The 18,606-nt window shown below is 47.0% G+C and carries 19 protein-coding genes; 12 read left to right on the forward strand and 7 right to left on the reverse strand.

The annotated features are described in order from the left end of the window. Positions 1 to 7 precede the first annotated feature (7 nt). From ftsH to Q0218_RS04325, 5 genes are all read left to right on the forward strand, one after another. Positions 8 to 1,933 (forward strand): ATP-dependent zinc metalloprotease FtsH, encoded by a 1,926-nt coding sequence (ftsH, locus tag Q0218_RS04305; RefSeq protein ID WP_297966613.1) that lies wholly within the window; start codon positions 8 to 10, stop codon positions 1,931 to 1,933. Positions 1,934 to 1,937: 4 nt separating this feature from the next. Next, the gene (locus tag Q0218_RS04310) at positions 1,938 to 2,582 is read left to right on the forward strand and encodes a phosphatidylserine decarboxylase (protein WP_297966616.1); all 645 of its coding nucleotides are present in this window, start codon (positions 1,938 to 1,940) and stop codon (positions 2,580 to 2,582) included. Next, on the forward strand, positions 2,563 to 3,342 hold the full coding sequence (gene pssA / locus Q0218_RS04315; RefSeq protein ID WP_297966618.1) for a CDP-diacylglycerol--serine O-phosphatidyltransferase: 780 nt from the start codon (positions 2,563 to 2,565) through the stop codon (positions 3,340 to 3,342). Before Q0218_RS04310 ends, pssA begins: the two co-directional genes overlap by 20 nt. 123 nt (positions 3,343 to 3,465) lie before the next feature. Continuing rightward, positions 3,466 to 4,983 carry a 2-isopropylmalate synthase gene (locus Q0218_RS04320; protein ID WP_297966621.1) on the forward strand — a complete coding sequence of 506 codons (1,518 nt, stop codon included), beginning with the start codon at positions 3,466 to 3,468 and terminating at the stop codon, positions 4,981 to 4,983. Positions 4,984 to 5,331: 348 nt separating this feature from the next. Further along, positions 5,332 to 6,030, forward strand: coding sequence for a vWA domain-containing protein (locus Q0218_RS04325; protein ID WP_297966625.1), 699 nt, complete (start codon positions 5,332 to 5,334; stop codon positions 6,028 to 6,030). A 222-nt stretch (positions 6,031 to 6,252) separates the two neighbouring features. Here Q0218_RS04325 and Q0218_RS04330 read toward each other — a convergent pair whose 3' ends face one another. From Q0218_RS04330 to der, 6 genes are all read right to left on the reverse strand, one after another. Next, positions 6,253 to 8,646 (reverse strand): tetratricopeptide repeat protein, encoded by a 2,394-nt coding sequence (locus Q0218_RS04330; RefSeq protein ID WP_297966628.1) that lies wholly within the window; start codon positions 8,644 to 8,646, stop codon positions 6,253 to 6,255. Then, positions 8,646 to 9,890, reverse strand: a complete 1,245-nt coding sequence (serS, locus tag Q0218_RS04335; RefSeq protein ID WP_297966631.1) for a serine--tRNA ligase — start codon at positions 9,888 to 9,890, stop codon at positions 8,646 to 8,648. Before serS ends, Q0218_RS04330 begins: the two co-directional genes overlap by 1 nt. A 9-nt stretch (positions 9,891 to 9,899) precedes the next feature. Continuing rightward, entirely contained in the window at positions 9,900 to 10,340 is a 441-nt protein-coding gene (locus tag Q0218_RS04340; protein ID WP_002951747.1) for a hypothetical protein, read from the reverse strand. Positions 10,341 to 10,356: 16 nt separating this feature from the next. Next, positions 10,357 to 11,322, reverse strand: coding sequence for a tryptophan--tRNA ligase (gene trpS, locus Q0218_RS04345; RefSeq protein ID WP_297966635.1), 966 nt, complete (start codon positions 11,320 to 11,322; stop codon positions 10,357 to 10,359). Positions 11,323 to 11,691: 369 nt separating this feature from the next. Further along, a complete protein-coding gene (locus Q0218_RS04350) occupies positions 11,692 to 12,207 on the reverse strand; it encodes a shikimate kinase (RefSeq protein ID WP_297966638.1) in 516 nt (171 codons plus the stop codon). Further along, positions 12,200 to 13,603 carry a ribosome biogenesis GTPase Der gene (der, locus tag Q0218_RS04355; RefSeq protein ID WP_297966641.1) on the reverse strand — a complete coding sequence of 468 codons (1,404 nt, stop codon included), beginning with the start codon at positions 13,601 to 13,603 and terminating at the stop codon, positions 12,200 to 12,202. The genes Q0218_RS04350 and der overlap by 8 nt, the downstream gene beginning before the upstream one ends. Before the next feature lie 150 nt (positions 13,604 to 13,753). On the opposite strand from der, the gene Q0218_RS04360 reads away from it, so the two are divergent. Beyond that, entirely contained in the window at positions 13,754 to 14,644 is an 891-nt protein-coding gene (locus Q0218_RS04360) for a DMT family transporter (protein ID WP_297966644.1), read from the forward strand. Between the two features lie 181 nt (positions 14,645 to 14,825). On the opposite strand, the gene Q0218_RS04365 is transcribed toward Q0218_RS04360, so the two are convergent. Beyond that, the gene (locus tag Q0218_RS04365; protein ID WP_297966647.1) at positions 14,826 to 16,004 is read right to left on the reverse strand and encodes an Opr family porin; all 1,179 of its coding nucleotides are present in this window, start codon (positions 16,002 to 16,004) and stop codon (positions 14,826 to 14,828) included. Positions 16,005 to 16,092: 88 nt separating this feature from the next. Between Q0218_RS04365 and kdsA the strand changes: the two genes are divergently transcribed. The 6 genes from kdsA to Q0218_RS04395 all read left to right on the forward strand — a co-directional run. Further along, the gene (gene kdsA / locus Q0218_RS04370; RefSeq protein WP_297966651.1) at positions 16,093 to 16,899 is read left to right on the forward strand and encodes a 3-deoxy-8-phosphooctulonate synthase; all 807 of its coding nucleotides are present in this window, start codon (positions 16,093 to 16,095) and stop codon (positions 16,897 to 16,899) included. After that, on the forward strand, positions 16,889 to 17,218 hold the full coding sequence (locus Q0218_RS04375; RefSeq protein WP_297966653.1) for an SMR family transporter: 330 nt from the start codon (positions 16,889 to 16,891) through the stop codon (positions 17,216 to 17,218). Before kdsA ends, Q0218_RS04375 begins: the two co-directional genes overlap by 11 nt. Beyond that, positions 17,215 to 17,538 carry an SMR family transporter gene (locus Q0218_RS04380; protein ID WP_297966656.1) on the forward strand — a complete coding sequence of 108 codons (324 nt, stop codon included), beginning with the start codon at positions 17,215 to 17,217 and terminating at the stop codon, positions 17,536 to 17,538. The genes Q0218_RS04375 and Q0218_RS04380 overlap by 4 nt, the downstream gene beginning before the upstream one ends. An 11-nt stretch (positions 17,539 to 17,549) precedes the next feature. Then, complete coding sequence (gene ribH, locus Q0218_RS04385; RefSeq protein WP_103576413.1) at positions 17,550 to 18,020, forward strand: 6,7-dimethyl-8-ribityllumazine synthase; 471 nt, start codon at positions 17,550 to 17,552, stop codon at positions 18,018 to 18,020. 1 nt (position 18,021) lies between these two features. Continuing rightward, complete coding sequence (gene nusB, locus Q0218_RS04390; protein WP_297966659.1) at positions 18,022 to 18,417, forward strand: transcription antitermination factor NusB; 396 nt, start codon at positions 18,022 to 18,024, stop codon at positions 18,415 to 18,417. Beyond that, a partial coding sequence (locus tag Q0218_RS04395; RefSeq protein WP_297966662.1) for an orotidine 5'-phosphate decarboxylase / HUMPS family protein occupies positions 18,414 to 18,606 on the forward strand: 193 nt, incomplete at its 3' end. The genes nusB and Q0218_RS04395, both read left to right, overlap by 4 nt.

Below are 18,606 nucleotides of genomic sequence, written 5' to 3' on the forward strand. Positions count from 1 at the left end.
GAACATAATGGATAACAGAAAGAACGATGATAAAAATTTAAATAACGGCGGAAACGGCTTTTTTAATAAAAATCCGATTATGATTTTCGCGATTTTCGCAGTAGTCGTCGTGCTGGTGTTTAAGGGGTTAAACGGCGACGTAGACGGTATGCCGATAACCGGACAAAGCGCGGTAACTGCTAAAAATTTATCGTATTCTGATATAAAAGAGATGATAAAAAATAAGCAAGTCGCAAAGGTCGGCATCTCTGAAACCTCGATAAAAGCCGTTGATAACGGCGGTGCGGTCTATACGGCAAAGAGGGTGGGCGACTCTACTTTAGTTCCTCTTTTAGAGGAGCAAAAGATCCCTTACGGAGCGTATAGCGAGACGAACTGGTTTACCGAAATGCTCTTTTCGTGGATACTTCCTATTTTTATTTTCTTTGGAATTTGGATGTTTTTGGCTAGCCGTATGCAGCGAAATATGGGCGGCGGTATCCTTGGGATGGGAAGCTCTAAAAAGCTCGTAAACTCGGAAAAGCCGAAGGTCAAATTTACCGACGTAGCGGGCGTTCAGGAAGCTAAAGAGGAAGTCAAGGAAATCGTGGATTTTCTAAAGCATCCGGATAGATATATAAATTTAGGCGCCAAGATCCCAAAAGGCGTGCTTTTAGTTGGACCTCCCGGCACTGGTAAAACTTTACTTGCAAAGGCTGTCGCAGGCGAAGCGGACGTGCCGTTTTTCTCGGTTTCGGGATCGAGCTTTATAGAGATGTTCGTCGGCGTGGGCGCTAGCCGCGTGAGGGATCTTTTTGAAAACGCAAAAAAAGAAGCTCCGGCGATCGTCTTTATAGACGAGATCGACGCCATCGGCAAGAGCCGCGCAGCTAGCGGCATGATCGGCGGAAACGACGAGCGCGAGCAGACGCTAAACCAGCTTTTGGCCGAGATGGACGGCTTTAACTCGGATGCATCGCCCGTTATCGTACTTGCCGCGACGAATCGTCCCGAGGTGCTTGACGCAGCGCTTTTAAGGCCGGGTAGATTTGACAGGCAGGTGCTCGTCGATAAGCCTGATTTTAAAGGCAGGATCGAAATTTTACGCGTGCATATGAAAGATATCAAGCTAGATCATAGCGTCAGTATCGAGGATATCGCGCGCATGACGGCGGGCCTTGCGGGAGCGGATCTGGCAAACATCATAAACGAAGCCGCGCTACTAGCGGGCAGAAAAGAAAAAGGCAAGGTCGAACAGTCTGATTTACTCGAGGCCGTCGAGCGAGCGATCGCTGGTCTTGAGAAAAAATCTCGCCGCATAAATCCGAAAGAAAAGCGCATCGTGGCCTATCACGAGAGCGGGCACGCGCTCATAGCCGAAACCACCAAGGGCGCAAACAGAGTCACTAAGGTGTCAATCATACCGCGCGGACTTGCGGCGCTGGGCTACACGCTCCACACTCCTGAAGAGAATAAATTTATGATGCAGCGTCATGAGCTAATGGCCGAAGTGGACGTGCTTCTAGCCGGACGTGCGGCGGAAGAGGTCTTTATAAAAGAGATTTCAACCGGTGCGGGTAACGACCTAGAGCGCGCTACCGATATACTTCGCTCGATGATCTCGATATACGGTATGAGCGATATTGCCGGACTTATGGTGCTTGAAAAGCGCCGCAGTACCTTCCTCTCGGGAGGTCAGGCCGATAGGGACTATAGCGACAAAACTGCGGAAAAAGTGGACGAATTTATCAAAACCACGCTTGATGAGCGCTATAAACACGTGCTTGAGACGCTAAGAACCTACGGCGATGCGATAGAAAAGATGGTTGAGGCGCTTTACGAAGAGGAAACCATCGAGGGCGCGAAAGTTAGAGAGATCATCGCAAACTACGAAAAAGAGCGCGGTCTACCTAGTAGGCTCGTAAATTTAGAAGACAAAGAGGAACAAGCGTAAAGATATGCAAAACGTCGGGCTAATCGCAAAACAGGGCTACAAATACGTTTTTGTTTTAGGGCTTTTGCTTTTGCTTGCGCTGGTTTTGGGCGTATGTCAAATTTTATTTTTCGCGCTGTTTGCGCTTTGCATATTTTGGTTTAGAAACCCGGAGCGAGCTCTAGGCAGCGACGATGCATACGCCGTGCTTAGCCCGGTCGACGGCAAGATAGAAAGCATAGATAAAATTTACTATTTTGACACGCAGTGCGTAGCCATAACTATCCGTAAGGGCGTATTTGACGCGGGTGCGCTCAGAGCTCCTTGCGATATGGAGCTTTTAGAGGCCAAACAAAGGCATGGTCTGTTTTTGTGTAATGCTATGGAAGCTTCTAAAAATTTAAACGAGCGAGCCTTGTTTGTCTGTAAAAACTCAAATAATAAATTTGCGATCCGTGTCATCGCAGGGCCTCTTAGCAAAGGCATTTCTTTTGAAAATTTTAGCCGACTAAAAGCGGGCAGGAGATTTGGCTTTTTAAGTAGCGGCGAGGTGATTTTGATACTACCCGCAAATGCTCAAATAAGCGTCAGCGTAGGCGAAAATGTCGCGAGTGCGGGCATTTTAGGGTTTTTTAGCTATGAGGAAAAAGATGCAAGACAATCAGCATAAACTTCAGTTAATGTACATTTTGCCAAATTTATTCACGGCTGCTTCGGCTTTTTTGGGTATTATCAGCATTATCGCTTCCGTGCGCGGCTATATCGCGGCTAGCGCAGGGCTGGACGATGAAGCTAACGGCTATTTTTTCAAAGCTATTATTTACATAGTTTTATCGCTATTTTTGGACGGACTTGACGGACGCGTAGCGAGACTAACTAAAACTACGTCAAAATTTGGCGTAGAGTTTGATAGTCTTGCAGACGTCATAGCTTTCGGCGTTGCGCCGGCGATGCTTTTTTATTTTACGGTCGGGCATAGCTTCGGGCGTTTGGGTTCGCTAGTAGCCGCGCTGTTCGTGGTTTTTGGCGCTATTAGACTTGCACGGTTTAACGTAATGACCGGCACCTACGAGCCGTCCGTTTTTATCGGCCTTCCGATACCTACGGCCGCGATCGTTTCGGCATTTTGGGTCGGGCTAAGCTTAGAATACGACTTTACAAGAAGCGCCGAGTGGTTTTTGATGTTTTTGCAAATTTTGCTTTCGGTCTTGATGGTGAGCAATATCCGCTACCCGAGCTTTAAAAAAGTAGATCTCAAAAGAGCTGATTTTTTGCGCATCTTAGTCGGACTTACAGTTGCGTTTTCGGCTATTTACGTTTGCCCTATAGAAGCTGTTACGACTTTAATGAGCGTTTATGTTTCTTACGGTATAATCAGATACGTTTTTATGAGATTTAAAAACAAAAAAATTCAAAAGGAGAGCGAATGAACGGCAACGTCAAATTTAACGCATTTTTCTCCCTACTTCTGCTGCTGCGTTAGGCAGCGACTCTTTTATACCATAATAATCAAATTTAACCGCACAAACTAAAACTATAAAAAAGGATAAGAAATGAACGAAAATAAAATTATAATATTTGACACTACGCTTCGCGACGGCGAGCAAAGCCCCGGCGCATCGATGAATACCGAGGAGAAAATCCGTATCGCGCGCCAGCTAGAGCGCCTAAACGTAGACGTCATGGAGGTCGGTTTTGCCGCGGCTAGCAGGGGCGATTTTGACGCGATACATCAGATCGCTAAGCAGGCCTCAAATGCCTCTATCTGTTCGCTTGCTCGCGCCGTAGACGGCGATATAAAGGCTGCGGGAGAGGCTATCGCTCCGGCAAAAAATAGGCGCATCCACACCTTTATCGCTACAAGCCCGATCCATATGGAGTTTAAGCTAAAAATGTCTCCAGATGAAGTGATTAGGCGTGCCGTGCGAGCCGTGGAATACGCTAAGACATTCTGCGAGGACGTCGAGTTTAGCTGCGAGGACGCATGCAGGAGCGAGATGAGCTTTTTAAAAGAAATTTGCGACGCCGCTATAAATGCCGGAGCAAAGACGATCAACATCCCAGACACCGTGGGGTATCTATATCCAGAGGAGATTACCGCTCGCATAGGAGAAATGGTTAAATTTATAAACGGTCGCGCGGTCGTCTCCGTGCATAATCACAACGACTTAGGCCTAGCTACTGCAAACTCGCTAGCCGCGATAAAAGCGGGCGCCAGACAGGTCGAGTGTACGCTAAACGGTATCGGCGAGCGTGCGGGAAATGCCGCGCTTGAAGAGATCGTGATGGCGATAAAGACGCGCAGCGACGTATTTGCGCCGCTTTACACGGATATAGTTTATAAAGAAATTTATCCTAGCTCGCGCCTGCTAGCGGGTATCATCGGCATCGAGCCTCAGCCTAATAAGGCCATCGTCGGCAAAAACGCCTTTGCTCACGAAAGCGGCATCCACCAAGACGGCGTGCTAAAACACAAAGAAACCTACGAAATCATCAGCGCCGAGAGCGTCGGACTGGATAAAAACTCGCTGATACTAGGCAAACACTCGGGTCGCCACGCCTTTAAAGATAAGCTAATTAGCCTTGGTTTTGAGCTAGAAGATAGCGCGCTAAACGAGGCGTTTGAGAAATTTAAGGCGCTAGCGGATAAGAAAAAAGAGATCTTTGACGACGATTTGCGCGCGCTGGTAACTAGCGAGATCATCAAGATCCCCGAAGTTTTCGAGTTTTTGACGCTAACGCAAAGCAGCTGCAACAAAGGCCTAAGTAGCGCTGCCATCACGCTTCGCCACGCAGACGAGATCAAAAGCGACGCGGCGCTTGGCAACGGTACGGCGGACGCGATATTTAAGGTAATCGACCGTCTAAGCGGCATAAACGGCGTACTAAAAGACTATAAGGTAAACGCCGTTTCGCAAGGCAAAGATGCGCTGGCAAACGTCGTAGTAAAGGTCGAATTTGACGGCAAAACCGTCATCGGACACGGTCTTGATATTGACACAATGACGGCGAGCGCTAAAGCGTACGTGGGCGCGCTAAATAGCTACGTTAAAATTAGCGCCTCGAAGTAAAAATCAGTCGTTTTTACGGGGGCGGTACGGCGAATTTAGGGCTAAATTCGGGCATTAAATTCGTAAATTTAGCCTTTAAATTTGCTCATAAATTTAAGCGTAACCTGGGCGATTGGCTCGTAGCAAAATTACCCCGAACTAAATTTGGGATTTTGATTTAAAGCCAAAATTTAGCCGTCCGAACCGACTGCGATAAATTTTATATCAAACCGCTTCCGTTTTGCGGCGGGTAAAATCCAGCTTTGATTTCGGGCGGATTTTGCTCGGCGCGCAAATTTAAATCCCTCACATTTACCGCTGCGCCGTTAAAATTTGCTATAATCTGGCCAAATTTTCAAAGGAGAGAATATGAAAAAAATCGCGTTTTTGTTGATGATTATCGGGGTGTTTGCGTTTGCTAAAAGCGAGGAAGCGCCGCAAAAATCTGCGCCAAAGCAGCTTGAAATGGTGCTAATCCTAGATAAATCAGGCTCCATGAGTGGGCTTGAGAGCGATACGATCGGCGGCTTTAACTCCATGATCGACAAGCAAAAAGAAGCGGGCGTTGACGCAAAGGTAACTACGGTGCTTTTTGATACGCATTTTAGGACGTTGCACGATAGGGTAGATATCAAAAAGGTTGAGAAGCTAACCGCAAAAGACTATGTCGCTAGCGGCAATACCGCGCTGCTAGATGCAGTCGGCGAAACGATAAATAAAATCTCAAAAGTCGAGGATATCTACGCTAAAAATAGAGCCGTGCTTTTCGTGATCATCACCGACGGGCAAGAAAACTCGAGTAAAGAGTACTCAAAGGCGCAGATCAAAAAGATGATAAGCGATAAGCAGGAAAAATACGACTGGGAATTTATATTTTTGGGCGCGAATATCGATGCGGCTAGCGAGGCCGAGAGTATCGGCATACAGCGTTCAAACGCCGTTAAATATCAAAATAATAGCGAAGGCGTGCAGAAAAACTTTGAGGCCGCTGCCGAGATGTCTAAAGATATGGCGATGGATAAAAAATCAAGCTCGAAGTGGCGCGAAAAAGTGCTTGAGGATAAGTAAAATTTGACTTTAGCGCGGCTTAGCGCCGTGCTGTTGTAAATTTGCGGCGATCTAAAGCCGCGAGCCATAGCGCAAAGCCAGCGGGGCGATCAAATTTGACGAGGCGAGTTGTTTTTGCTTCTCGTCAAATTTGAAAAAGTCGTTTTGCTTCGGCGCTATTAATCTATAAAAATTATTCGGGCGAATTTGAGACGAATTTATCGCCGTATCGCCCGCATAAAACTACTTTTTCAACTTCTCGTAATCAATCATAAAATCAACGAATTTACTTTTAAAATTCGGATCTTTTATTAGCCCGTATTGTATCGTCGCAGCTTCGATATTATCGATCTCTTGATACAGATATCCAAGCGCCGCGCGGCTTTCCGTCGCATTTGGATCTGTAAGCTTAGATAGCTCTAATAGCGCGGTTGCGTTTTGTGGGTGGTTTGAGCCGATGGCGGCCACGGCTGCTAAAAACAGCGTGCCCGCGTCGTTTATCTTAAACTCGTCGATTATGCGGTTGTAGATCTGATAGCTCTCTTCAAAATCGTTCGTAAAAATATCGATATAAGCTAGCGTCTGGAGCAAGTCGGCGTTATTAGCGTCTTGTTTTAGTAGCGCTTTTAACTTCTGGCGTTCGTAGTTTAGTAGGCCCGAGATTTGCAAAAGCTTGATGTATTGCTCTTTGATGATGTTTGCGCCGTGATAAAACGCCGCGTCGTTTAGCCGTTTGTCGTGGAAGTAAATTTGAATCTGCTCGACGTATTTTTTGATGCCTTCATCCTTGTAGTTTGCGATAAAATCAAGGATATTGGCTACGATATCATCAGGCAGCTTGGTCTTTAAAATTTGCGTCTTTTTAGCAAACTCCTCGCCTTTGTCGGTCATCTTTGCGATTATCGAGTCAAAGGCTAAATTTAGCGCGGTCTCTTCCTTTTCTTCTTCTAGCCAGCGCATTAAAGCGCCGCTATTATTTGCTATGAGCGCCATCAGAGCCTGGCTAACGGGCGCGTCTTTTGAGCTAGAGTCGTGGTCGAGATTTTCTGAAATTTCTTGTAGTAGTTTAGCGTTATCCACTGCATTTATATCGTTTGCGATAGCGCCTAATACGCCTGATAGGTGGTTCGTCGGGTCTAGATGGTAGCTCATGATAAAGTGCTTTGCCGCCATGCTAAAGTTGCCAAGCTGGGCGTAGCTAAGCGCTAGGTCGTAGTGTAAAACCGAGTGCTCGGGATAGAGCGAGATGAGCGAGGCAAACTGCGCGTTGGCCTGCTTTAGCTTGTAGTTTAGGGTGTTTGCGATGGCTGATGAGAGCTCTAAATTTACCTTTGAGAGCGCGCCGCTAGCGTTTAGGTAGTTGCCCGCCGCGCTTGCGTCGTCCAAAAACAGGCTCACTCCGCCTTTTCTTATGTAGTTTATCGTTTGGTTTGGGTCAAATACCTTGTAAGGCGCGAAGTAAAACAGCGTCTCGTAGCGTTTGGTTTTATCGAAAAACAGGTCGTTTCTAAAGTGCGCTTGAGCTAAATTTACATCAAAAAGCTCGGGTTTTAGTATCGTTTTGATCGGGAAATTCGCATTTAAAAACAGCGGATCCTCGTGAAATACGGCCTTTATTTCGTTTGTCGCGGCTTCAAATTTGCCGTCTTTTAGGTTTATGATGGCTATCATTGAGTTGATTTTATTTGAGTCGCCGCCCTTGCTCAGCGCTAAATTTAGCTTATTTCTAGCTTTTTCGTATTGCCCGAGTCTTGCATAAAGCATACCCAGCGCCAGATCTGCGTCAAATTCCTTTTGCGCTTCTAGTTTTTTTATCGCTTCGGCATCGTCGCCGATAAAGCTTAAAATTTTAGCCGAGAGGTAGTCGTAGCGGTCTTTATAGTAGCCGTTTTCGGCGTGCGAGAGAGCCGCTAGAGCCTCGACGTACTGGCCTTTATAGTAGTTTATTAGCGCGTAGTAGTAGTTGTATAGCGGAGAGTCTGCCTCCTTATACAAAAACGAATTAGCGAGATTTATATAATAGTTAAAATTTTGCTCGTTTTTTAGTTCTAGCGAGCTAACCGCGGCGTTTATGGCGCTAACGGCGACGTTTTCGTCGTTTGCGATCGCTTTTTTAAAGCTTTCTAGCGCGTCTTCGAATTTACCTTGCCTCATCTGCGAGACGCCAAGATTGTAGTTTGAGAGGCTTTGGTTGTAGACGGCGATATTTTCGTATATTTTCAACGCTTCGAATTTATTGCCCTTTTCGTAGAGTAAATTTGCCTTAGCGATCATGTCGTCGATCTTTGAGCTACCGAATTTTTGCGACTCGTAGCGCTCCTCGATATCTTTTACGATCTGTTTTTCGTCTATGGGCGGCTTTTTTTCGCCTCTAAAAACGAAAAACAAAACTACGGCTATGATGGTGACGAGCGCACCTGCAGCCCCGCCGATGATAAAAAGCTTTTTCTTGCTTTTTTTAGTCTCTTCTTGCGCCTCTTGCGGCGGCTCTTCTTGGACGACGGGTTCTAGCTCGTCAAGCGAGACTAAGCCTTCTTCTTGGCTATTATCCGGTTCGCCTAAGGAGCTTGTCTCGGGACTTTGCTCTTCGTCTATATCTTCAAGGATTACTACGTTTTCGTCGTCGTTTTGCGCCACTACATATACCTTTTAAGAACTTCGGGGATCTCGATGCTGCCGTCTGCTTTTTGGTAGTTTTCCATTATCGCTATTAGCGTCCTGCCTACGGCTAGGCTCGAGCCGTTTAGGGTGTTTACCAGAGCGTTTTTCTTGCCGTCTTTGTAGCGGATTTTAGCTCTGCGAGCTTGGAAGTCGCGGGTATTTGATACCGAGCTTATCTCGCGGTATTTGTTTTGCCCCGGTAGCCAGACCTCTAGGTCTATCGTCTTTGCCGCGCTAAAGCCCAGATCTCCGCTGCAAAGCAGCATGTGACGGTGCGGCAGCCCAAGGCTCGTTAGCAAGTCGCTGGCGCACGCCACCATCTCATCTAGCATCGCCGCGCTTTGTTCTGGAGTCGTGATAGCTACGAGCTCGACTTTTTCAAACTGATGTTGGCGTATCATGCCGCGCGTGTCGCGTCCGGCGGAGCCCGCTTCTTTGCGGAAGCACGCCGAGTAGCAAGTCATCTTTATCGGCAAGCTCTCTATGGGCAAAATTTCATCGTTATAAAGATTAGTCACCGGTACTTCGCTAGTTGGTATCAAATACAAATCCTCGTCGCGCACTTTATAGAGATCTTCCTCAAATTTAGGCAGCTGTCCAGTACCGTAGAGTGTATTTGAGCTAACCAAAAACGGCACGTTAACCAGCTCGAAGCCGCGCGCGTTGTTAAAGTCGATCATGTAGTTAACTAGGGCTCTTGATAGGCGCGCTCCCATGCCCTTTAGCACGCAAAAGCGCGAGCCTGAAAGCTTAACTCCGCGCTCGAAATCAAGCCAGCCAAGACTCTCGCCAAGCTCGTAGTGCTCTTTGGGCACGAAGTCAAATTTAGTCGGCTCTAGTACCGTTTTTACGCAGATGTTGCCATCCTCATCGGCGCCAAACGGCACGTCGTCGTCGGTGATATTTGGCACGCAGCTTGCGATGTTTTCTAGTTTTTCCTCGTATGCGCGCACGATATCGGCGGCGTCGCCCATCGCCGTTTTGTTTAAATTTAGCTCGTTTTTTAGCTCGTCCGTGTTCTCGCCGTTTCTAGCCTTTATGCCTAGCTCCTTGCTCTTAGCGTTTTGGATCGCTTGGAAATTTTCTAATGCTTGGCGTTTGGCTTTTAGCTCGTTAAACGTCGTCAAAAGCTCGTTTAAAACCTCGGGCTTTACGTTTTTTCCTTGCAATTTTTTTACGAACTCGTCGTAGCGCGTGTCGAGTAGTTTTAGATTTATCATTTTTATCCTTTACACCATAAACATAACTTTAGCAAATATCACAATGATCGCCGCCGCCGTAAACGCAAACGGATGAATGTTGCCTAGCGGGCTAGGGCGTTTTAGTATAAATTTACACGTGAGATTGGTCGCTACGGCCGCAAATATCAGCAGCGCCAAGATAACCTTTATCATAAAGACGATTTGTAAATTTGACTCAAAATATCCGCCAGCTTTTGAGCCGACCCAGCTACTCATCATCATGCCGCCCGTTAGCACCAAAAGCAACACGCAAAGCGGCATGATCTTTATCGCGACGCTTGAGATGGCTTGCTGCGCTTTTTGCGCTATTTCTGCGGGTAGTTTGGCCTTAGCTCTTGAAAAAATAATCACGTCGAAAAATAAAAATCCGACGAAAATGATAGCGCAGATTAGGTGAATAAGCTGCGCGTAAGGGTAGATTGCTTGCATTTTTTTCCTTTAAAATTTATTTGTATATACCTGTTACGGCGCGTATTTTTTCCATTATCGGCGCTGCGACGGCTTGCGCTTTTTTCGCGCCTTCGTTTAAAATTTCATCCACTTCGCCCGCGTGATTTAGATAATAATCAAATTTGCCTCTCGCGTCCGCAAAATAGTCCCAAACCAGCTCGTTTAGATACATCTTAAAGTGTCCGTGCCCTTCGCCGCCTCGCTCGTAACGCTCTTGCAGTACTTTTTGTCCATCCTCGTCTAGGAATAATTTAGCGATATTATAGACGTTGCAGTTTTGCCACTGCTTAGGCGCTTCAAGCGGCTCCGAGGTCGTCACGATGCTTGAAATTTGCTTTTTTAGCTCTTTTGCGCCGGCGAAAATATCTATCGTGTTGCCGTAGCTTTTGCTCATTTTCGCGCCGTCTGTGCCTGGCACCGTAGCGACGTTTTCATCGACTTTGTACTCCGGCAGGACGAAGATTTCGCCGTGCTCGTTGTTAAATTTGATCGCGATGTCGCGCGCGATCTCGACGTGCTGGATCTGATCCTTGCCCACAGGCACGATCTGTGCGCCGTATAGCAGGATATCGGCCGCCATCAAAACCGGGTAGCTAAAAAGCCCGTGATGCGAGGTTAAGCCCTTTGCGACCTTGTCCTTGTAGCTGTGCGCGCGCTCGAGCAGGCCCATAGGCGTGTATTGGCTCAGTATCCAGTAGAGCTCTAAAACCTCTTTGACGTCGCTTTGCACCCAAAATACGCTCTTTTGCGGATCGATACCCAGCGACAAAAACGCGCTTGCGGCCTCATAGGTGTTTTGTTTTAGCTTCCCCGCGTCGGCGACCGAGGTCATGGCATGGTAGTTTGCGATAAACATAAACATCTCGCTTTGCCCCTGCGCCTCAACCATTTGTTTGATCGAGGCGAAGTAGTTGCCTAGGTGTAGTTTGCCGCTTGGTTGCAAACCTGTTAGTATTCTCATTTTTCTCTCTTTCTCTTGTCTTGCGCGTTGTCTTTTGCGCGCTTTTTGCGGATTTCGTTAAAATTTGACTCGATAGGCTACATGCCTTATCTTCGTCAAATTTTAACTTCAAAGCCACAAAAAATCATCGCAAAATACTGCCGCTTCAAAATTTGCATTAAATCATACAAAATTTGTAATCTGCTAAATTTTAAAAATTCATTTATCTTTTTTGCGCTAAATTTTGCAATCCGCCGAATTTTCACGCCGATACGGCCAAACGATACCGCTGTAAATTTAAAGCGCAAATTTAAACCGCTCAAATTTAAAAATAGAAATTTAAAGCCGCGAATTTTAAAATTTACGCTCAAATTTCAACCCAAATTTTACTTAATCCTTTTTTATTTTTTCTAAAATCTCTTTCGCGACTTGCTCTAGCCCTTTGCCTTCGACGTCGATTACGAGATCGGCCGCGTTTTTATACATCTTTTTTCTCTCGTCAAAAAGCTTTTTGGCTGCGTTTAAATCCTTTAAAAGCGGGCGTTTGGCGTAGTGCATCTGCGCTTCGCCGCTTTCATCTATTCGCTTTAAAATCGCCTCAAAACTTGATTTTAGATAGATGATTTTTCCGATTTTTTTAAGGCCTTTAACCTTTGCAAAGCCGCCGCCAGCCGCGATCACCGAGGATTTTACGTTTTTGGCTAGCTTTTTAGCGAGTTTTGCCTCGCATTTTCTAAAGTACTCCTCGCCCTTAGTCTCGAAAATTTCTTGGACTTTTAAATTTTCCTCGCTTTCGATCAGTTCGTCGGTGTCTAAAAACAGCTTGCACGTTTTTTTTGCGATATGCCTTGCTACCGTGCCTTTGCCCACACCCATAAAGCCGATGAAAACTAAATTTTTACTCACTTTTTCCCTCGTTTTCCTCGTCCGAGCCGCTGCGATTTTTCGGGATCAGTACGATTGGAGTGCCCGATAGCTCGAATTTTTCGCGCAGTTTGTTTGTTAGGTAGCGCTTGTAGCTAAAGTGCAGGGCGCGCGGACGGTTCATCACGAGCGCGATCTTTGGCGGCGCGAAACCAAACTGTACCGCGTAGTAAATTTTCACGCTTTTGCCCTTTTCGCGCGGTATCGGGTGTGCTTTTACCGCCTCTTCGATGGCTTCGTTTAGCCTTGCGGTTTGGATTTTTTGCGTGTAGTTTTTATAAACTTCTAAGATCAGCGGGTAAATTTTATGCACCCTTTTGCCGCCTAGAGCCGAAACGCTGATGATCGGCGCGTAGGCTAGAAATTTAAATTTATCCCTGATCTCTCGGCTAAATTTATCAAAATCTTCCTCGCTTTTGTCCCATTTGTTTAGCACGATTATGACGCCGAGCTCAAATTTAGCCGCTAGGCCCGCGATGCGCTCGTCAAGCTCGGTTAGCGGTTCGGAGCTATCAAGCACCAAAAGCGCGATGTCGGCGAGCTCGAGCGCGGACTGGGTACGGTTTAGCGCGTATCTTTCGATGCCTTCTATCTTGCCGCGTTTTCTGATACCTGCGGTATCGACGAACTCAAAAACCCTATCCTCATAAAGGAAAGTCTCGTTTACCGGGTCTATCGTCGTGCCGGCTATGTCGCTTACTACCGCGCGAGATTCTTTTACGAGCGCGTTTAGCAGCGAGCTTTTGCCGACGTTTACGCGTCCGATGATGCCTACTTGGATATTTTTGCGTTCATAGTCCTCGCGAGCCGACATCTCCCTAACCATCTCGCCGTCGTCGCCGAAATTTTCTAAAAACTCGTCCAGATCCTCGCCTACGTCGGGCCTGATCTCGTCTTTTAGCTGTTTATAGATCCAGTCCGCTAGCTCGTCAATACCCGCGTTGTGGCTGACTGAAATAGCAAAGCTCGTTTTTGCGCCGAAATTTGCAAACTCGTAGCTTCGCAGCTCGTCTTTTTTGCTGTCTATTTTGTTGATTACGAGCGCGGTCGGTAAATTTAGCTTTAAAAGCGCGTAGTATAGGGCTTTGTCCTCGTCGCTAGGCATCATTTTGCCGTCGACCATAAAGATGATGGCATCCGAGCTTCTAGCTTCGGCTAGGGTTTTTGCCTTGACGTTTTTAAAGAGCTCGCTACTATCGTCCAGTCCGCCGCTGTCGATCAAAACGCAGCTTCTATCGTAAATTTCTATGATTGTTTTGTTTGTATCTCGTGTCGTACCGCTAACGTCGCTGGTGATAGCTATACGTCTGCCGGCTAGGCGGTTAAAGAGCGAGCTTTTGCCGACGTTTGGCTTGCCGACTAAAATTATCTTTTGCAAAATTTTCCCTTAAAAATCCCGTTAAATTTGCGGCCGACTTCGCCGCTTAAAATCCCGATTATACAAATTTTTTGCTTACATTGTTTATAAATTTAAGCCGTTTTGCACTACAATAAAAGCCGATTTTTTGAAAAAAGAGAAGTTAAATTTATGATTCATAGATTTTTGATGCGCCATTTAGGCATTTATTATATGCTGGTAGCTTGCCTGTTTTTCTCGGTTACCGGAGCGTTTGCAAAGGCTTTAGGGGCATATCTGCCTTCAATCGAGATCGTATTTTTTAGAAATTTCATAGGCCTGCTCATTATATGCTACGCCATCTACAAAAAGCCGCTTCATCAAAAAGGCGGACATCCGTGGCTGCTCGTATTTCGCGGCGTAGTCGGTACGCTTGCGCTATTTGCGTTTTTTTATAATATCGCTCATATAAATTTAGGCGCGGCGTTTACTTTTTCAAAAACCAGTCCGATATTTACGGCAGTTTTGGCTACGATATTTTTCGGCGAAAAACTCGGCTCTCGCGGCTGGTTTGCGGTTTTTTTAGGCTTTGGCGGCATACTTTTTATAGTGCAGCCGAGCTTAGGCATCAGCAAAACCGATCTACTGGGCATCTGGAGTGGTCTTGGAGCGGCTATGGCGTATACGAGCGTAAAGGAGCTAAAAAAGAGTTACGACACGCGCACGATCGTGCTTTCCTTTATGTTTTTCGGCTCGGTTTTGCCGCTTATTTTTATGGGCGCGGCGGAGTTTGTTAGCTTTGCGGACTTTGATTTTTTGTTTTCTAAATTCGTCGCGCCAAGCGGCATAGAGTGGGTGTTTATCTTGCTGATGGGCGTTGCGGGACTTTATTTTCAGGTGTTTATGACGAAGGCCTACGCAGCTGGTAAAAAAGCGGGCGTCATAGCTACGGTCGGTTACGCCGACGTTATTTTCACTATCGCCATCGGTACCGCTATGGGCGATGCGTTGCCTAACGCAGCTGCGTTTTTCGGGATATTTTTGGTTATTTTTAGCGGAATAATAGTAGTCAAAAAAAGATAAATTTAGCCTGCAAAGCGTCTTGGTAGCGCATGAAATTTAAAGGCAAAATAAACAAAATCTCTTGCCGCATAGCTTTGGCTCAGGCATAAAAGGCGGATTTGATTAGCAAAACGGCGCGCGTTTAGCAAGCTTTAAGCTCGCTAAATTTAATCAAATAAGCTGCCAACGCGCCGCAAGCTTGCTAAAAGCTATAAACTAGGCCCGCGCTTATTTGCATCATCGCAGGGTATCTAGGCTGCGCTTTAAACGTCCGATCAAACGTCGCAAACGCCCTTAAATTTTTAGCAATCTCGTAGCCTAGTCTCGCCGTTAGCTCGTTTTGGCGGTAGGTTTTATCGTCTGCACGCTTTAATCTATACTTCGTAGTGCCTAAAAGCATTCCTAAATTTAGCTTTTTTATCTTCGTATCAAACGCCGCGTAATACGTCCTTGCGTCGCGCTCGTATATCACGTCGCCTTCTTCGAAAAATACGATTTGATCGCCGGCTAAATTCATACTCCCCCAGCCTACGCTTTTGCCCGATTTTACGTAAGCCAAGGTAAGCTTGGTGCCCTCTAAAACGCCGTAAATTTTAGCCTCCGCCAAACTTCCGTCGCCGCTTTGTTTTCTCTCGTCGCTTCTTGCGTAGTGTAGCATCCAGCCTAGCTTCATCTCGCCCGCGCCGCTTTGAAAGCCGCCGCTTTCGTAAGATATTTTGCCGCCTAGCGCGCTAAATAGCTCGCTTGCGTAAAGCGCGTAAATTTTAACCGATGCGCCGCCTTGTTTATACGTGGCTCCCGCGTTAAAAATCCCTCGACCCTCGTTTAGCTTCGTAAAGCCCCACATTTCCTTTAAATAAGCCCTTCCGCGCCTTTTAGAATAGCTTGCGTCAAGGAGTAAATTAGGCGCTGCTTCGCTTGTTACCCGCACGCCGTCTTGGATCTTGCTCGACCAGTCGTTTATCATTTCAAATCGCCCGATTTTTAGGGTATTTACGCCGTCGTCGTAGCCCAAAAACAGCTGCGATAAAAGCGCCCTGTCGCCCTCGTAAATTCGCTCCGTGCTATCGCCCTTGCCGTGCAGCGTGCGGTAGTTTCTGTCGCCTTCATAGATCGGTACGCTACCGCGCCCGCCGATGCCCAGTTTTAGCGCGTCTAGGAAGCTAAGTTCGTAATTTAGCGCCGCTGAGGCCACCAGCCACGAAGTGTCGTTAAAATACGTCGTTTTAGTCCCGCTAATTACCCGCCTAGTTTCGCTGTAAGCGCCTATTTCTCCGCTAAATTTAGAGCCCTGCAAGAGCGTTTCCAGAGGAGAAGCATGCAAATTTAAAGCCGTAAAATTTAAAGCCGCGAAGGCTACGAATTTTGCTATTTTTTTCATTATGACCCTTAAAAAAACGTTGATTTTACAAGAGTAATTCTTAAAATTTAGCAACAATGGGCTATAATCTTCGCAAAAAGGAGAGACGATGATACTAATAGCAGGGCCTTGCGTCATCGAGAGCGAACAGCTCGTTTTCGACGTGGCAAAAAGGCTAGTTAAATTTAACGAAGATAAGCGGATAGATTTTTATTTCAAATCAAGCTTTGACAAGGCAAATCGCACGAGCATAAGCTCGTTTCGCGGGCCCGGACTTGAAAAAGGGTGCGAAATTTTAGCCAAGGTCAAAAAGGAATTCGGTTTTAAAATTTTAACCGATATCCACGAGAGCTATCAGGCTGCACCTGTTGGCGAGGTTGCGGACGTGCTGCAAATCCCGGCGTTTTTGTGCCGCCAAACCGATCTGCTCGTGGCTGCTGCCAAAACAAAAGCGGTCGTAAATATCAAAAAAGGGCAGTTTTTAGCGGCGTCAGCGATGAAGCACTCGGTCAAAAAAGTGCTAGAAACGCGCGGTGTAAATGGCGATGGATACGAGATCGCTAAACAAAACGGAGTGTGGCTAACGGAGCGAGGTAGTACCTTTGGCTACGGAAATTTAGTCGTAGATATGCGAAATTTGGTGCTGATGAGGGAGTTTGCGCCCGTGATTTTCGACGCTACTCACAGCGTGCAGATGCCGTCGGCTTTGGGTGAGAAAAGCGGCGGAGACGCGAGATTCGTGCCGTATCTTGCGCGAGCTGCGGCGGCTGCGGGCGTGGACGGATTTTTCTACGAGACGCATATTAATCCTTGCGAGGCGCTTTGCGACGGACCGAATATGCTAAATTTGGACGAGCTAGACGCAAATATCGCTCAAATTTTTAAGATAAAAGACGCCCTAGGCGATGCAAACTAAGGGCTTTTTGTGGGTGTTAGGCGGCGCGGTCGCCGAATGCGGCTGGGCGTACGGGCTAAAACACGCCCAAAACGCCGTAGGATTCGCGCTTACTGCCGCATTAGTCTGCGTTAGCTTCGTATCGTTTATAAAGGCTATGAAATACTTGCCCGTTAGCGTTGCATATACCGTATTTGTGGGATTTGGAGCATTTTTTATCGTGGTCGCCGAAAGCGTTAGCGAATACGGCTCAAGCGGCCAGACGCCCGATCCTTTGCGGCTATTTTTCATAGCGACGCTAGTTGCCGGCGTGCTAGGGCTAAAAAGGCTAAAATCTTGATGCACGTTTTAGCTCTTTTGGCAGCGGGATGCTGCGAGGTTTTGGGCGTGTTTTTTCTAACCAAATTTCAAAAAAGCGTCGGCGTGAAAAAGGCGGCGAATTTTTTGATTTTGGTCGCAAATTTCGCCCTTTCGCTCTGGCTTTTGAGTTACGCGATGCAGGCGATGGCGATGTCGGTGGCGTACGCGATTTGGACCGGTATCGGAGCGATCGGAGCCGTGGGCGTCGGAGTGGTTTTTAATGGCGAAAAAATGAGCGCGCAAAAGGCGTTTTATCTATCGCTAATAACGCTAAGCGCGGTAATATTAAAGATAATTTAAAAGGAGAAATCATGAAAATAATCGAAGGAAATTTGGCTCTAAAAGGCGGCGAGAAGATCGCTATAGTGGGCGCGAGGTTTAATCATATCATCACCGATAGGCTGGTGGAGGGCGCGAGGGACGCGTTTTTGCGCCACGGCGGGGATGAGGCGAATTTGAGCCTCATTTTGGTACCGGGCGCGTTTGAGATACCGATGGCGCTTGAAAAGGCGCTAGCCAGCGGTAAATTTGACGCCGTTTGCTGCGTGGGTGCGGTGATCCGCGGCTCTACGCCTCACTTTGACTACGTTAGCGCCGAGACTACAAAGGGCATTGCAAACGTCACGCTAAAATACGGCAAACCGGTGACCTTTGGCGTGCTAACGGTCGATAGCATCGAGCAGGCCATCGAGCGAGCTGGCTCAAAGGCCGGAAACAAGGGCTTTGAAGCTATGACAGGCGTGATCGAGATGCTAAGCTTATATAAAAATTTGGAGGCGTAAAATGGCGACTCGTCATCAGGTTAGGCAGGCTGTCGTTTCGCTACTCTACGCGCGCGAAATGGGTAGCTGCGGCGAAGAGTTCGTCGAGGAATTTTTAGAAGAAAAAAAGATAAGAAACGATCAAAGAAGCCTCGCGCTGTCGCTTTTTCACGGTATTTTGGAGCACGCGGATGAGCTTGACGCGCTACTAAACACGCGTCTAAAAGAGTGGAAGATAAACGAGATCGGCAGCATCGAGCGCGCCGTGCTGCGACTGGGGGCATACGAGATGAAATTTACCCCGACCGACAAGGCCGTCATCATAAACGAGGGCATCGAGCTTGGCAAAGAGCTGGGCGGCGACTCGGCGCCCAAATTTATAAACGGCGTACTAGACGCGTTAAAGGCCGATCTGTGAAGCTCTGCGTCGCGCTTGATATGAGCTCGAAGCGGGAGTGTTTGCAGCTAGCGGGTGAGCTTGTGGACTTTTCGGATAAAATTTGGCTCAAAGTGGGCTTGCGAGCCTATTTGCGCGACGGAGCGGGATTTATAGAGGAGCTAAAAAAGCTCGGAAATTTTAAAATTTTCCTCGATCTAAAGCTCTACG

It is taken from the genome of uncultured Campylobacter sp. (assembly GCF_938039245.1).
GTDB lineage: Bacteria > Campylobacterota > Campylobacteria > Campylobacterales > Campylobacteraceae > Campylobacter_A.